This window comes from Gemmiger formicilis, assembly GCF_016901605.1.
GTDB classification, from domain to species: Bacteria; Bacillota; Clostridia; order Oscillospirales; family Ruminococcaceae; genus Gemmiger; species Gemmiger formicilis_B.
On the sequence record NZ_JACJKP010000053.1, the window covers coordinates 1 to 15,473 of the forward strand.

Annotated in this window: 14 protein-coding genes and 1 pseudogene; 11 read left to right on the forward strand and 4 right to left on the reverse strand. The window is 47.9% G+C overall.

Annotation, left to right across the window (positions count from 1 at the left end):
- Positions 1-128: 128 nt before the first annotated feature.
- The 4 genes from H6B10_RS05895 to H6B10_RS05910 all read left to right on the forward strand — a co-directional run bounded on the left by H6B10_RS05895 (position 129) and on the right by H6B10_RS05910 (position 5,535).
- Positions 129-1,808 carry a sugar ABC transporter substrate-binding protein gene (locus H6B10_RS05895; protein ID WP_204650640.1) on the forward strand — a complete coding sequence of 560 codons (1,680 nt, stop codon included), beginning with the start codon at positions 129-131 and terminating at the stop codon, positions 1,806-1,808.
- A gap of 165 nt (positions 1,809-1,973) precedes the next feature.
- On the forward strand, positions 1,974-2,897 hold the full coding sequence (locus tag H6B10_RS05900; protein WP_204650641.1) for an ABC transporter permease: 924 nt from the start codon (positions 1,974-1,976) through the stop codon (positions 2,895-2,897).
- A 13-nt stretch (positions 2,898-2,910) separates the two neighbouring features.
- Positions 2,911-3,798: a carbohydrate ABC transporter permease gene (locus tag H6B10_RS05905; RefSeq protein ID WP_204650642.1), complete on the forward strand. Its 888-nt coding sequence runs from the start codon at positions 2,911-2,913 to the stop codon at positions 3,796-3,798.
- A gap of 174 nt (positions 3,799-3,972) precedes the next feature.
- Positions 3,973-5,535 (forward strand): glycoside hydrolase family 43 protein, encoded by a 1,563-nt coding sequence (locus tag H6B10_RS05910; protein WP_204650643.1) that lies wholly within the window; start codon positions 3,973-3,975, stop codon positions 5,533-5,535.
- Between the two features lie 215 nt (positions 5,536-5,750).
- Here the strand turns inward: H6B10_RS05910 and H6B10_RS05915 are convergent, their stop codons facing one another.
- Positions 5,751-6,800, reverse strand: coding sequence for a tyrosine-type recombinase/integrase (locus H6B10_RS05915; protein ID WP_204650644.1), 1,050 nt, complete (start codon positions 6,798-6,800; stop codon positions 5,751-5,753).
- Between the two features lie 377 nt (positions 6,801-7,177).
- Positions 7,178-8,290 carry an RNA-guided endonuclease InsQ/TnpB family protein gene (locus H6B10_RS05920; RefSeq protein WP_204650645.1) on the reverse strand — a complete coding sequence of 371 codons (1,113 nt, stop codon included), beginning with the start codon at positions 8,288-8,290 and terminating at the stop codon, positions 7,178-7,180.
- A gap of 178 nt (positions 8,291-8,468) precedes the next feature.
- Between H6B10_RS05920 and H6B10_RS05925 the strand changes: the two are divergent.
- The 7 genes and pseudogenes from H6B10_RS05925 to H6B10_RS05955 all read left to right on the forward strand — a co-directional run.
- A pseudogene (locus tag H6B10_RS05925) lies at positions 8,469-8,678 on the forward strand (helix-turn-helix domain-containing protein); the annotation flags it as partial.
- Positions 8,638-9,015, forward strand: a complete 378-nt coding sequence (locus H6B10_RS05930; RefSeq protein ID WP_204650646.1) for a TnpV protein — start codon at positions 8,638-8,640, stop codon at positions 9,013-9,015. The pseudogene H6B10_RS05925 and the gene H6B10_RS05930, both read left to right, overlap by 41 nt.
- 155 nt (positions 9,016-9,170) lie before the next feature.
- The gene (locus H6B10_RS05935; RefSeq protein ID WP_204650652.1) at positions 9,171-9,434 is read left to right on the forward strand and encodes a helix-turn-helix transcriptional regulator; all 264 of its coding nucleotides are present in this window, start codon (positions 9,171-9,173) and stop codon (positions 9,432-9,434) included.
- On the forward strand, positions 9,409-9,867 hold the full coding sequence (def, locus tag H6B10_RS05940) for a peptide deformylase (RefSeq protein WP_033126562.1): 459 nt from the start codon (positions 9,409-9,411) through the stop codon (positions 9,865-9,867). Before H6B10_RS05935 ends, def begins: the two co-directional genes overlap by 26 nt.
- A gap of 43 nt (positions 9,868-9,910) precedes the next feature.
- A complete protein-coding gene (locus tag H6B10_RS19030; RefSeq protein ID WP_430661751.1) occupies positions 9,911-10,939 on the forward strand; it encodes an AAA family ATPase in 1,029 nt (342 codons plus the stop codon).
- Positions 10,940-11,162: 223 nt separating this feature from the next.
- Positions 11,163-11,672 carry a GNAT family N-acetyltransferase gene (locus H6B10_RS05950; protein WP_204650647.1) on the forward strand — a complete coding sequence of 170 codons (510 nt, stop codon included), beginning with the start codon at positions 11,163-11,165 and terminating at the stop codon, positions 11,670-11,672.
- A 560-nt stretch (positions 11,673-12,232) separates the two neighbouring features.
- On the forward strand, positions 12,233-13,693 hold the full coding sequence (locus H6B10_RS05955) for a C69 family dipeptidase (protein ID WP_204650649.1): 1,461 nt from the start codon (positions 12,233-12,235) through the stop codon (positions 13,691-13,693).
- 451 nt (positions 13,694-14,144) lie between these two features.
- Here H6B10_RS05955 and H6B10_RS05960 read toward each other — a convergent pair whose 3' ends face one another.
- Both H6B10_RS05960 and H6B10_RS05965 read right to left on the reverse strand, forming a co-directional pair.
- Positions 14,145-14,510, reverse strand: coding sequence for a DUF1801 domain-containing protein (locus H6B10_RS05960; protein ID WP_345941709.1), 366 nt, complete (start codon positions 14,508-14,510; stop codon positions 14,145-14,147).
- Positions 14,510-15,301: a carbon-nitrogen hydrolase family protein gene (locus tag H6B10_RS05965; RefSeq protein WP_204650651.1), complete on the reverse strand. Its 792-nt coding sequence runs from the start codon at positions 15,299-15,301 to the stop codon at positions 14,510-14,512. The genes H6B10_RS05960 and H6B10_RS05965 overlap by 1 nt, the downstream gene beginning before the upstream one ends.
- Positions 15,302-15,473: the final 172 nt, after the last annotated feature.

The window sequence follows — 15,473 nt, forward strand, 5'->3', positions numbered from 1 at the left end:
AATTTGCAAAGCTATAATTTTCAGGGGTTTTTACTAGAATTTGTCGGTTGTGTAAAACATTTTTAGTATATATACTTAAATCGGAAAAGCCTGCAAGGGGCGAAAAATCTATTTACAGGAGGCTAATTATGAAAGTAAAATTGTGGCGGCGCGTATTTGCGGCAAGTATGTCCGCGGCCATGCTGCTGGGCTTAACGGCATGTGGCGGCGGCTCTGATTCCACCGCATCGTCCGCATCGTCCGAATCGGCCGATGGGATCAAAACATTTACGATGTTTACCGCAATGCCCGGTTCCGAAATCAATGATGACAACGAAATTATGAACATCATTGCCGAAAAGACCGGTGCCAAACTGAAAGAGACCTGGCTGACCGGCCAGACCGACGCAGAAGCCATCGGCACAATCATCGCCGGCGGCGAGTATCCGGATTTCATCAATGGCGGCGATGCCATGATGTCTCTTTACGATGCAGGCGTCCTGGTGCCCTGGGATGATTACCTGGAAAAGTATCCCAACCTGAAAGAGATGTACACTGACGAAGAGTGGGACAAGTTCCGCCAGGAGGACGGCAAAATCTATTGGGCCAACGTATTCCAGAACACCTATGGCGAAGATCGTGCCACCACCCATAACGATGAAGCCTTCTGGATTCAGGCGCGTGTTCTGGAATGGGCCGGTTACCCCGAAATCAAAACCCTGGACCAGTATTTCGATCTGCTGGAAAGCTATGCCGATGCCAACCCCACCATGGCAAACGGTACCAAGAACATTCCCTACACGGCACTTTGCGAAGACTGGCGCTATTTCTGCATCGAGAATGCACCCCAGTTCCTTGATGGGTATCCCAACGACGGCTCTGTCATTGTAGACACGGATACGATGCAGGTGGTTGACTACAATACCACGCCTACTGCCAAGAAGTATTTCCAGAAATTGAACGAAGAATACCAGAAAGGCTACGTGGACGTAGAATTCGCCACCCAGACCTACGATGAATACATCGCCAAGCTTTCCACCGGCGCTGTGCTGGGCATGTGCGACCAGTGGTGGAACTTCGCGTACAATGTCAATGATGTTTTCAAACAGCAGGGTTTGGACGAGCAGGGCTGCAACTACGTTCCGCTGGGCCTGACCATTGAAGAAGGAATGGAAAACCGCTGGCACAACTACGCCGACACGTTGAACAACTCCAGCGGTGTGGCGGTTACTACCAGTTGCTCCGACATTGATGCAGCCTTTAAGTTCATGAATGACCTCTTGGACCAGGAGATTCACGATCTTCGCTACTGGGGTGTTGAAGGAGTAGACTATCTGGTGGATGAAAACGGTCTGTATTACCGCACCGAAGAAATGCGGATGCAGTGTTCGGATCCCGCCTACCAGGCCTCTCACATGTGCAACTATTCCTACATGCCGCAGTGGCTGGGCACCAGCCGGGACGGCAAGAACGCCATGCAGCCCGACCAGCAGGCAAGCGAATTCCTGGACAGCCTGTCCACCCCCCTGCAGAAACTGTTTGCTGCCTACGACGTAGACAGCTACGTCGATTTGATCGGTTCTGTGAAAGAAGAACCGGGCCCCTGGTTCCCGATGTATTCTTACTCCGGTTCAATGACTACCGAAACCCCCGGTGGTGTTGCCTGGGTCAAGATGGGCGAAGTCAAACACGAATGGCTGCCCAAAGTTGTTATGGAGCCTGATTTTGAAAGCACCTGGAATGAATACATGACTGCGTACAACGCAGCCAATCCGCAGGATTTCTTGGCAGAAATGCAAACTGAGCTTGAGCGCCGTGCCGGTCTTTGATGCCCGTTATTGCAGGCGACACAGACGTTGACACATACAAGTGGCCACGGCTGCACGGTGTAGCCGTGGCCACTTTTTTTATGAAATGCATTCAACCCGCAAGCTCCTTAAACGTTAGTTTGCAACACATGATTCGCCATACACGTTCCTTAGGAGGACTCGCCAATGAAAAATCCATCAAAGCGTATTACATGGAAAGAGATTTCACGCCAGAAATTTCTGATGGTCTGTGCGGCTATCTTTTTTGTATACGGCATCGTATTTTATTACGTTCCACTGGCAGGCTGGGTAATGGCCTTTCAGAACTACAAACCCAAAGACGGCCTCTTCGGATCTGAATTCGTAGGACTGGAAAAGTTTAAATTCCTGTTCTCTGACGAAGTCTTTTTGCGTGATATCCGTAACACTCTGGCCATGGGCGTTCTCAATCTGGTGACCACCTTTTTAATGGCCATTATCTTCGCCATCCTGCTGAACGAAGTACGCAACATGTTCGGCAAAAAGCTTGTTCAAACGATTTCCTATATGCCCCACTTCCTTTCCTGGATCATTGTCACCGGTATTCTGCACGATGCGCTGTCTTCCACCGGTATCGTCAATGAGCTGCTGGTGAACCTGGGCATTCTGGATTCGCCCATCAACTTCTTCGCCAATCCGAGTTATTTTTGGCCAATCGTTGCATTTGCCAATGTTTGGAAGGAAACCGGCTGGAATGCCATTGTCTACCTGGCCGCTATTACCTCCATCGATCCCAGCCTGTATGAGGCAGCCACTTTGGATGGTGCCGGCCGGTGGGGCAAAATCTGGCACGTCACGCTTCCTGGCATCAAGTCCACCATTATGATTCTGCTGATCATGAATGTTGGCAACGTATTGAATGCAGGCTTTGAAGTCCAGTATCTGCTTGGCAACGGCCTGGTCAAGAGTGTTTCGGAAACCATTGATATCTACACCTTGACCTGGGGCATCAGCCAGAACGATTATTCTTTGGGTACTGCAGCCGGTATCTTCAAGAGCGTCGTTGCAATTATTCTGATTCTCGGCGCAAACTGGATTGCCAAACGTGCCGGTGAAGACAGATTGTTCTAAGGGGAGGGTACACATGAAAATCAAATCATCCACCATGGACAAAGTCTTTGTTACCTGCAATACCATTTTCCTGGTTTTGTTCGTCACCATTACGCTGTATCCTGTTCTGAACACGCTGGCGATTTCTTTCAACGACGGTATCGACGCCGTACGCGGTGGCATCCATCTGTGGCCGCGCATCTTTACGCTCTCGAACTATAAAACGGTTCTGAATCAGCAGAACATCATCACCGGTGCTATCGTTTCTGTGGCCAGAACGGTATTGGGAACGATTTTTGCCTTGGTGACGAACGCCCTTTTGGCCTACGTTGTCAGCCGCAAGCGCTTTTTGTTCCGCTCCCAGTTGTCTTTGTTCTGGGTCATCACCATGTATGTGAACGGCGGTATGATCCCCACCTTGATTTTGTACCGCAACCTGAACCTGACCAACTCTTTCTGGGTATACGTCATTCCGGGCATGATCAGCGCATTTAACGTTCTGGTTCTGCGCACTTTCATGGAAGGTCTGCCCAGCGCGCTGGAAGAATCCGCCATGATTGACGGTGCCAACGATTTCACCATCTTTACCCGTATCATCTCGCCCCTGTGCAAGCCGGTGTATGCCACCGTCGCCCTGTTCGTAGCTGTCGGACAGTGGAACTCCTGGTTCGATGCTATGTTGTACAACCGGATGAACGCCCAGTATACGACCCTGCAATATGAGTTGATGAAGCTTCTTTCCTCTGTCATGCAGCAAAGCGGCAGTGCCACCACCGGCGGCAACACCGCTGCCGCAGCCGTCACGCCGGTTACCGTGCGTGCCGCCGCTACTGTGGTGACGATGCTTCCCATCATTCTGCTTTATCCCTTCCTGCAAAGATACTTTGTATCCGGCATGACCATTGGCAGTGTAAAAGAGTAAAATCCTTTTCCTGCCATCCGCCCCTGTTTTCCAGTGCCTGTAATCCGAAAAGTCAGTTCGGCGGCACCTTTCAATAGCTATGGCCGCTGCATCTGTTTTTCCTCCTGGATACAGCGGCCATAGCTCTATATTTTTGCATGCAGAATATCACCCCTTTATACCTGGAGGTTTTCTATGCTTTCCGTTAAAAATCCTATCATGACAGGCTTCTTTCCCGACCCTTCGATTTGCCGGGTAGGGAACAAATTCTATACGGTTCATTCGACATTTGCGTATTTTCCCGGTGTGCCGGTTTTTGAGAGCGAAGATCTTGTCCACTGGAATTTGATCAGTAATGTGCTCGATCGTGATTCTCAGGTTCCTTTGTCCGGCTGTCAGCATTCCGAGGGGATTTTTGCCCCTACCATTCGTTACCATAAGGGCACCTGGTATATGATTACCACCAACGTGTCCGACCAAGGAAATTTTATCGTCACTGCAAAAGATCCGCGCGGCCCCTGGTCCGAGCCTTACTATTTGGGTGAGTCTACCGGCGGCATTGATCCCAGTCTCTTTTTTGACGATGACGGTACCTGCTATTATATCGGCCAACGGCCGCGTTCTGCCGGGTACCGCTACAATGGCGACTGCGAAATTTGGGTTCAAACTCTGGATCTGGACACGATGCAGTTAAAGCCCGATGCCACCATTGTACTTACCGGATTCCAGCGCAAAGCCATTTGGCCGGAGGGACCTCACCTGTACAAAAAGGATGGTTACTATTACATTTTGCATGCGGAAAGCGGTACTTCCATCCACCACAGCGTCATGATCGCGCGCAGCAAAAATGTGTTTGGTCCCTACGAGTACTGCCCCTGCAACCCCATTCTGACGCATCGCCATTTGGGGGCCCAATATCCTGTTACCTGCGTCGGTCATGCCGACTTAGTGGATGACGGAAACGGCAACTGGTATATGGTTGTATTGGCTTGCCGGCCGAACCAAGGGTACACGTTGTTGGGGCGTGAAACCTTTTTGGCAAAGGTCACCTGGGAAGATGGCTGGCCGGTTGTAAATGCAGGGGTCGGTCATCTTGAAGAAGTGGTCACGCTGCCTTACGAGGGACAGATTTCTGACGACGCCCCCCAATGTAAAACCTATACGTTCGATACCCCTTCTTTGCCGCCGGAATTGCTGACTTTGCGCAATCACCGCGATCATGAGCTGGAACTGCACGCAGAAGGGCATTTTGTCCGTCTTTTCCATCGTTGCGACAGCTTGAAGGACCGAGGTGAGCCTGCTTACTTGGCTCTGCGTCAGCAACATTGGAATTGCGAATTTGAAACCAGCTTTATGCCGCATTTCTGCAAAGAGAGTGATTGCGCCGGCATTGCAATGGTTCAAAGCAATGAAAATCATCTGCGGGCAGAATGCTATCCCCATGATTCGGGCGTTAAACTTGTTGTTTTTCTGTGCAAAGACAGCAAAGACAACCCTCTGGCGCAAATCAATATGCAGCCCCAGGCTGCCATCCGGCTGAAACTGCGGGTAGAAGGGCTTGTTGCCAGCGTACTTTACCAAAGCGGTACCGAATGGAAAACAGCTGCCTCTGGTATCGACCTGCGCTCTTTAAGCACGGAACATGCCGGTGGTTTTGTCGGCTGTACACTGGGGTTATACGCTTCGGGCAATGGGGAAGACGCTGGTGGATATTCTGATTTTGAAACGATGACCTATCGCGAGCTTCCCACGGAGTAATCTATTACTTTCATGTATTAAACATGCGCATGAGCCTCCTTCTTTTGAAAAAAGAAGGAGGCTCATGCAATATATGGAATCCGAGCGAATCAAAAACAACTTACGAGGTTTTGCATGTGGACGATATTGATGACTTGCAAGCCTTTGTTTAGGTAGCGAATAGAACAGCATAACGAATGTTGTATATGCTCGAACTTCCTAAAATGTCTATTCGCCTACGCGCCGTTTCCGAATTTCACTGTTCCTACGGGTACAATGCCACGCATAGCGGCTCGCATCGCTTCATCCCGCGGATGAACATAGAAATGGGTAGTAGTAGTCACATCGGCGTGGCCCAGCAGGCCCGATACCGTTGCGACATCGATGCCGTTTTCGATAGCGCGTGTCGCAAACGTGTGTCGCATGGCGTGAAATTTGACATGTTCCAGGTGCAGTTGCCGCAGAATCCGCGAAAAGTAATGGCTGAGGTTGTCCGGGTCCATCACACGGCCGCAACGATTAAAAACGATAAAATCTTCGTCACAGGCTTCCCGACCGAACTCTTTTGCAAAGCGCTCCCGCTGCAGCTTCAACAACTGCTGTACCACGTCTGGCATATATAACTCTCGTTCCGAGGAAGTTGTCTTTACAGAACCGAATACCAACTGCGTCTTTGATGCCATCGGGTTTGAGTCGATATCACTGATGCGGCGCACGGTACTTTCAACGGAGAGCATCCCGGTGGATTCCTGATAATTTTTCCACCGCAGGGCGCAGATCTCGCCCAAACGCATACCCGTGTACAGTGCCAGTAGAATGCTGGCTTCTTTGTGACCGAAATGTTCGAACAGATATGTTTCCAAGACCCTCTGGGAGTCATTGGTCATGATCTGAACCCGGCGGCTTTTCACAGATTTGATTGCGGTCAGCGGAACGGGATTGCTTGGCATCAATTCTTCGGCCGTAGCGAGCTTCAATGCAACATCCAACACGGCCCGCATATTGCGCAGGCTCTTAGTGGACAGCGGTCCCCCGGTACGAAGATTGCCTGTTCGTGCCTGCTCGTTGAAAAAGCGCTGCAACACGCGTGGCGTCAGGTTTCCAAGTTGGATTTCTCCTATTGCAGGAATGATGTGTTTTACGCAATTATCTCGATAGTGCTCATAGCCGGACGGTTTGGAAACGGGCTTTACATAGGCGTCAAGCCAATACAGAAGCCAATCTTCCAGAGTGGTTTCTTCGGAAAAGTCAAGAATACTTTTTTCATTAGTTTTTGTAACCTTCATAATGTGTACTCCTTTTATCGGAAAACACACGGCACAGGTCAATTTGTGAAACAAACACATCGGCCTTGTCATATCGTAAGAACGCTGCTATACTGAGTTTGGTACGGTGCAGCAAGTCTGTTGTGTAGGTGGTCGCATCACCTGCGCAGGTAAACGGGAGGGTCCAACTTCCGCTTACCGCCGTGCTGTTTTTGTGCCTGTAATACAAATTGTATAAAAACGTGAGCGTATAACCATTCGGCGTTTCGTTCGCATGGCTCACTGCATGCGCGTTTTACCCGGAACGCCCGGGCGAGCAGGCAAAATTCATTCCGGCACAATTTCGCACGGCCTGCCTGTGCGCAAAAAGTTCCTATGTACCCAAGGAACGGAATTCCTTATTTTGCCTGACGCAGTCCCTCATGCAGAATGTTTTTTGCGGCATTAAGATCCCGTTGCATTTGTGTTCCACATTGTGGGCAATGAAAAATGGAGAAGGTCAGGGGAAGTTTGCCAAGATGTGCACCGCATGCCGAGCAAATTTGAGAGCTCGGATAATAGCGATCGACTCGCACGACACGCTTTCCCTGCATGATAGCTTTACTTTGCAGCTTTTGCAAAAAGGCGGGGTACTGATTATCTTCTATTTTAGGGGTAAGGCGAGGGGTTTGACGCTTCATACCCACAAAATCCAGATTTTCGGTAGCAATGAGGTCGTGATTCTGCAGGAGACGCTTAGATTGTTTGTATTGCCAATCACGACGTTGATTTTGAGTATGTCGGTCCAACTTGGCCAGTTTGGCGCGCAGGGCACGCCAGCGCCGGCTGCCAGTGTGTGCACGGGACAGGGCTTGTTGTAAAGCTTCCCGTTTGGGTTTGGACTTTGCCGCGAATCCGGGATATTCGGCACTGTGACCATTGGAGTCACGGTACAGACCGTCTTGTGCGTAATCCAGACCGATGGCCCGGTCGTAGAGTACAGGCGTGATGGGGGCCGGCAATTTTGCCGTGTATACGATAAGTATATGAGCGTAGTAGCGCCCTTCATAGGAGCTGTAAAAGATTTGGCCGCTGAGTGCTTTTGCACCGACCGGGAGCGGGCGATGAGTATCCCGCAGGATTGTCCCGATAGTGGGAACAATAATATGGAATTCGCTGACCGCCATTGTTTTAAAATAGAAGCAGCGCTGATTCCGTGTGACCGGGCGCAAATAAATCTTGTTGTAGCTTCCCTGCCATAGCTTTTGTACTGCCTGGAACAACTCCTTTCGGGTGTGATCCAGGGAGCCTTGGTAGTCGATGCCGGGGCAGGAAATACTATATTGACGAATGACAGTTTCCGCATCTGCTTTGTGGGCGTGTTGCCCATATAGTTCGTTAATGCGGCGTGCCATGGCATTATAATTTTCATCCTCAAAGTCAAATCGGTCGGCAGGCATAGTCTGCTGCTCGGCGGTAGGATAAAGGCGATATACATAGGTCCGATACAGGACAGTTTCCAGTTGATTCATAAAGAGTAGACCTCCACTTGTGTTTTGAAATTGTGTGTTGTACAATGGAGGCAGGAAATCGTGATGCAAAATGATTTTCCTGCCGAGCGCAGATCCATGTTGCCGCATGGGTTTGCGCTATTTTCTTTTTCGATGTTTTCTGGTCCAATACTTGGGGTCATGACCGCAATCACGGCGCATAAGGCTTGCCGCCGGTATGACAACGAATATGATTGCCAACATGAGCAAAGAGGGAAAGCACATCAGCATGGACACATTAGCCCGTATCTGCGAAACGCTGAATTGTGAGATTACCGATGTGATTGAGTTAGTACCAGACGAGTCTGCTTCCACAGGAGGTAAGGAACATGAGCGAATTGAAACCAAGAATAACAGAAAACGGAATTGATTATATCCTTGTCGGAGATTACTATATCCCAGATTTGAAGCTGCCGGAGGAACACCGTCCTATCGGAAAGTACGGACGGATGCACCGGGAATATTTAAGAGAAGTCCATCCAGCCAGATTGAACACACTGATACTGACCGGAGAATTGTGGACATATCTTGCAGACCTGAACGAACAGGCACAGGAACGGTTAGACACTATCATGGAGCAGATGAAAGCTGCCGAGGGCGTGACAGAGGAATTAAAGCGTACTTCTCAAATGGAATGGGTGCAGCGTTGCAATAACATCCGTAACCGGGCAGAAGAAATTGTTTTGCATGAGATGATCTATTCATAAGGGTATGATATAGGGAAACGATATCTGAAACATGGTATTGTTTCCTGTTTTTATAGATATTTGTGTAGCAGAAAACAGATGTAAGGTTGACATTACAAGAAAAAACATATAACATATATAATTGTTGTAATGTTAACCTTACTTTTGGAGGAACTATGAAAAACAGAATAAAAGAATTGCGGGAACAGCGAGGGCTGACGCAAGAGCAATTAGGAGAACTGGTTGGAGCTTCAAGGCAGGCGATAAATGCCATAGAAACAGAAAAATTTGAACCATCTATCTGGCTTGCATATGATATTTCTAAAATATTTGAGTGTGCCATTGAGGAGGTATTTTTATTTGATGTAAGTTTGAGAAAATCAAGAGCTGACAGCAGCAGACAGGAGGTAAAAAGTGGCAACAAGATTTCTTCGCTATGACAGCGACCCTATATTAAGAAAAAAATGTAAAGCTGTCCTAAAAGTTGATGATAAAATCAGGCAGCTCTTAGATGATATGCTTGATACATTACATGAAACAGAAAATGGAGCTGCACTGGCAGCAAATCAGGTTGGCGTTTTGAAACGGTTGGTTGTCATTGATTTTAACGATACACGATTAAAACTTGTAAATCCGAAAATGATAAGCCAAAGCGGTGTGCAGGAATGTGTTGAGGGATGCCTTAGTTTCCCGAACCGTTTTGTAAAAACAATTCGTCCACAAAAGGTCACGATTCAGGCACTCAATGAATATGGAGAGGAAATTATAGTTGACGGAGAAGATGAAATGGCAAAATGCTTCTGCCATGAGCTGGAACATCTGGACGGTATGATTTTTTTAGATAAAGCGATTGAAGAACTTTCTGTTGTGTAGTGCAAATTGATAGATGCCGTTTCGGAAAAAGAAAAGGAGTTTTATGAGCAAAGTTATTATGATGTGCGGCGTATGTGGTTCTGGAAAGACTACTTACGCCAAGAAAAAAGAACAGGAAGGATATATCAGACTTTCCATTGATGAAGAAATGTGGAAACTTTATGGGAGAAAGGGAATTGATTATCCGGAAGAACAATATGAAAAATTGTCAGAGCAGATGGAGGCTGCCCTTCAAAAAAAGCTGCTGTCCCTGATTCAGCAGGGAAAAGACGTTGTGATTGATTTTAGTTTCTGGAGTAAGGAAAATCGGAATTTTTATAAAGAGCTGATCCAAAAAGCAGGCGCTGAAACGGAACTTGTCTATATGAAAGCCAGTAAGGAGCTTTTGCAAGAAAGACTATATAAAAGAAATCAAGTCTTAAATGCCAATTCGCCGTTTGTGATAACAGATGAAATATTGGAACATCATTATCACGCATTTCAGGAGCCATGCGGCGAAGGAGAAAAAGTAATTTTGCAGAAAGAGGATATTATACAGTATTCAAAAGAAGAAAGTAAAGCAATCTGGAATCAGAACGCTGAATTTTGGGATTGTTCAATGGGGGATGAATCAAATGATTTTCACAGAGAAGTTGTCCGTCCAAAAGTAACAGAGCTTCTAAATCCTGATCCAACAGATTATATTTTAGATATTGCCTGTGGGAATGGAAATTATTCTGCATATCTTGCAGAAAAAGCTGTCTCTGTTTTGGCTTTTGATTATAGTGAAAAAATGGTGGAACTGGCAAAAAAGCGCCAAAAACGGTATGCTGATCACATTGAGTTTTGTGTAGCAGACGCTACGAATGAAACAAGTCTGATGGCATTAAAAAGAAATAAGCCATTTACAAAAGCAGTCTCAAACATGGCGGTCATGGATATTACAGACATTAAGCCGCTTTTTACCTCTGTTTATAAATTGCTTGAGGATAACGGAGTATTTGTATTTGCGACACAGCACCCCTGTTTTGTAACGCTTACAGAAAAATATATGACGCCTGACGCCGCACAGCTATTACGATATTGCGATTGAAGGACAGCCACAAAAACAATGTTATTATCATCGTTCTTTACAGGATATTTTTAATCTGTGTTTTGATACTGGTTTTGTCATAGACGGATTTTACGAAGAATGCTATTTTAATAAAGAAATCCCGGATATTATCATTGTCAGAGCCGTAAAAATCGAGAGGTAGATAGTAGATTTGCTATTTCCTGTAATTGTAAAAAAACTTAAAACTATGGAGGTATCTATTTTGATTCTAAGACAAGAAAGACCAGAAGATTATGATACGGTATATCATGTTGTAAAAGAAGCATTTGAAAATGCTGAATATACAGATGGAAATGAACAGAACTTAGTTGCAGCGTTAAGAAAAAGCAAATCGTTTATTCCGGAACTTTCTCTTGTTGCTGTCGAGGAGGAAAAAATTGTAGGACATATTCTTTTTACAAAAGCAGTTGTTCAAGGGGTTGAGGTTCTTGCGCTTGCCCCTCTTTCTGTATTACCCGATTATCAGAACAGGGGAATCGGATTATCTTTGATGAAAGAAGGACACAGTATAGCACATAAATTGGGATATGAATATTCAGTTGTTTTGGGACATTCCAAATACTATCCAAAGGCAGGATATATTCCGGCAAGTGAGTGTGGAATAAAAGCGCCATTTGAAGTTGACGATGAAAGTTTTATGGCACTTAATCTTAACGGAAGTCAAAACAAATTAAATGGAGTTATTGAGTACGACAAGGCTATTGGGATATGATGTAAAAAATTAGAAGTTGGGAAGCGAAAAGCAATCCCATTCCCAAAAAAGCGAACCGTTCACGGGCAAAACAAAAATTACCCGCGTTACTTGATTACAAAAGCAAGGTAAACATATTTTTACGAAACGGTCAGTTGCTGCTCCAGGTGAGAACGGAGGACTGATAATCTTGTAATCGAGAGGCAGAGTAGGGGGACGGTCGGTCCGAAGTTTTCGTCTTTCTTTTACCGGATTCCGCCTATACGAACAGAGTGGTACTGCTCGAGAAAACAGCGATAGATTGTCCCCAAAATCTTGAAAAACCGCCATGAACTGCTTTTCGGGCGGCATATCCCTCGCCCGATACTCTGCCATGATACACCTGAGATACAGGATGAAAAAGAGAAAACAGAGGAAGCCAAGGACTGGAAATAGTAGATGGCCCGTGCTATGATAAATGTGTCGAATCAGAAAGAAAAAGCAATTTTTTTGTCGATTTCCGCTTGCAGGAAGTTGGCTGTGCAGCGAATACACTGTTGTACACAATGTGAAACGGAAATACATAGAAAAAGGAGAACCCTATGCCTTGTACTACGATTCTGGTGGGCAAGAAAGCCAGCCATGACGGTTCCACCATCATCGCCCGCAATGATGACGGCGGATTTGAAGCCAAGCGCGTTTTGGTCCACCCGGCCAGGGAGAAGGCCGCTACCTACAAAACGGTCATCTCCCACCTGACGGTGGAACTGCCGGAAAACGCCATGCGCTATACCGATTGCCCCAACGTGACCAAGACCAACGGCGTCTGGCCCGCTTGCGGCATCAATGAGGCCAACGTGGCCATGACCGCCACCGAAACCATCACCAGCAACGCCCGGGTCATCGGTGCGGACCCCTATGTGCGGTACCAGGAAAAGAAAGGACGCAGCACCAAGGAAATCCCCGGCGGCATTGGGGAGGAGGACCTGGTGACCCTGGTGCTTCCCTACATTCATTCGGCCCGGGAAGGCGTACTGCGTACCGGCGCGCTGCTGGAAGAGTACGGCACCTATGAACCCAACGGTATGGCCTTTGCGGATGCCGACGAAATCTGGTGGCTGGAAACCATTGGCGGCCATCACTGGATCGCCCGGCGGGTGCCGGATGACCGGGTAGTGATCATGCCCAACCAGTTTGGCCTGGACCATTTTGACTTTGAAGATGCCTTCGGTGCACAAAAAGAACATCTTTGCTCCCGGGATCTGCGGGAGTTTGTGGAAACCTACCGCCTGGCGCTGGATACAGGCGCGGCGTTCAATCCCCGGCTTGCCTTCGGTTCCCATTCCGATGCTGACCACATTTATAACACGCCCCGTGCCTGGTTCATGGCCCGGTACTTCCTGCCCCGGACCTACAAGTGGGACGGGGAAAACGCCGACTTCACCCCGGAGAGTAACGACATCCCCTGGTCCTTTGTGCCGGAGCGTAAGGTGACAGTGGAAGATGTGCGGTATCTGCTGGGGTCCTATTACCAGGGAACGCCCTACAACCCTTACGATAAAACCGCCGCCTGCAAGGGCAAGTATCGCACCATCGGTGTGCCCAACAGCGATGTCTGCGGCATCATGCAGATCCGCGGATATCTGCCCGAAGCGGTTCAAGGTGTGGAGTGGCTGTCCATGGGCGGCAGCGGTTTCACGGCCTGTTTCCCGGTATACGCCAACGTGACCGAGTTCCCCAAGTACCTCAGCGGTACTACCGAAACCGTTTCCACCGACAGTATGTACTGGCATAGCCGGCTCATTGCCGCCTTGACCGACGCTCAGTTCGGCAGTGCCCTGATCTTTGACGAGCGATATCTGAACGCCGTGATGAACCGCGGCCAGCAGTTCCTCTACGAGTACGATGAGAAAATCCGGCAGGGCGAGCCCGTTGAAATCCTGAAGGAAGCCAACCGCAAGATTGCCGAGATGGTGAAGGAAGAGTCGGACAAAGCTCTTTCTCAAATCCTCAGGAATGCCTCCGAGCACATGAAGATCCGGTATCACCGGGGGGATAACTGAGCGCACGATACATAAAACAAAGCAGCACCGGCCGCCGAAACATCAGCGGTCTGGTGCTGCTTTTGCTGTATTTCAGTTATTCTTTGGGGTGACAGAACTTTGGCTCCGGCGCGGCAATCATGGCATAGCGCGTCTTACATAGCCGTGTGATTTTGTGGAATCATCCGAGAACAGATAATCCGGTAGCCAGATTTTCTGCACCATGAACCGTGAGCTGAGTTGGATGGTGCGCAGGCAACCTCCGAAATCGCGCGGCGCGTGTGGCGGTGAAGCGGGCATTCTACGCAAGTGCAATATTCTTTGGTCAGACAGCATTTTTTGATTTTGCATTTTGCCCGGCTTGCATCCCGGGCCCCATCCTAATATCCCAGTTTGCAGCTCTTGCAGGTCTTTTGAAATTCGCGCCAGGTCTTGCAGTATGCACCGCAGCAGCCGATTCCTTCTGTACCCGTCATAGTGAGGCGCGCGCTTCAAAATGATACAACTTCAAAAAATTATGGATACTTTCTTCGACCCTGTGAAGGGACGGTTCATCGCCGTATTTGATGTTGATGCACCGCTTTCCTTTTTTGCAGGTGGGCAGGCTCTCGGCCAGACGGTTCACAAATTCCTCGATGGAAAAATGAATGGAAAAATGATTTTTCGCGGCAGAAATCGCAACATAGCCCTCCTTCATCTTTTGGCCTACCAGCCACATGGGCAGGGAAAAAGAGATTTTGTTGGTCAGCTTAGGATATTCGGTATTCATAAATTCGATAAATGCCTTGACGTGTCGTCGCCGCTCCTCGTACAGAGAAGCAACATACTCAGATAACACTATAGGAGAGGCGGATGCGTAACATGATAATGAAAGGCAATCTCACTTTCAAAGTTGCGGCAAATTACATTGGACTTAGGAGAAGGGACAGTAATTTCGCAAACGCCTACGTGTTCGGTGTTTGTTGGGGCGGTGTATACTCTCTGTCCGCTTGGGGCTACAATCGTGCTTTTTCCCAAAAACGCCGCATCCATTTCCGGCATGGACTCTGTCCCGACCCGGTTACACAAAATCAGAGGTGTAAGGTTTTCAATGGCGCGTGTCTTTGTAATATGGCAGGTGGTGTCTCCACCAAAATTTGCCAATACACATAATAGGTCTGCACCTTGTCGAATTTGCTCCCGGGAAATTTCAGGAAACCACAGGTCAAAACAGATCTGTATGCCTATGGTTACTCCATCCACCGTAAATACTGGATTTTCTTTTCCACGGTCAAATAAACGCTTCTCAAAATCCGAGAGATGGATTTTCCGGTATTTGCCAATGTACCGGCCTTTACTTACAATCACAGCCGTGTTGAATAACCTGGTACCTTCTTTTTCCGCAAGACCAAAAATGATGGTGCAACCATACCGATTCGACAACGAGAGGATTTCTTGTGTGGAAGGTCCGAACGGAACATTTTCTGCAAAGCAGGACAGCTTTTGTCGGGTCTCGAACAGATACCCGCACAGAGATAATTCAGGCAATACAAGAAGTTCACATTGACATTGCTCCAAAACACGTTTCAGGTGGCAAAGATTCAGGTGACGGTCATGAGCAACATCGTATTGAAAAAATCCCGCTCTCATAGATTTTCTCCTTTTATGGAATTGTAAATTGGCCGGATAAGGTGATCTTTTCTCGTATCGGCATGCGTTTATGGAATTGTCAGTGGGCTGTGTGATGCCACAGATTTGAGTTCCCGGTATTGGCGGGGCGACATTCCCATGTGAATCTGAAAAACACGGTTGAAGGTACGCT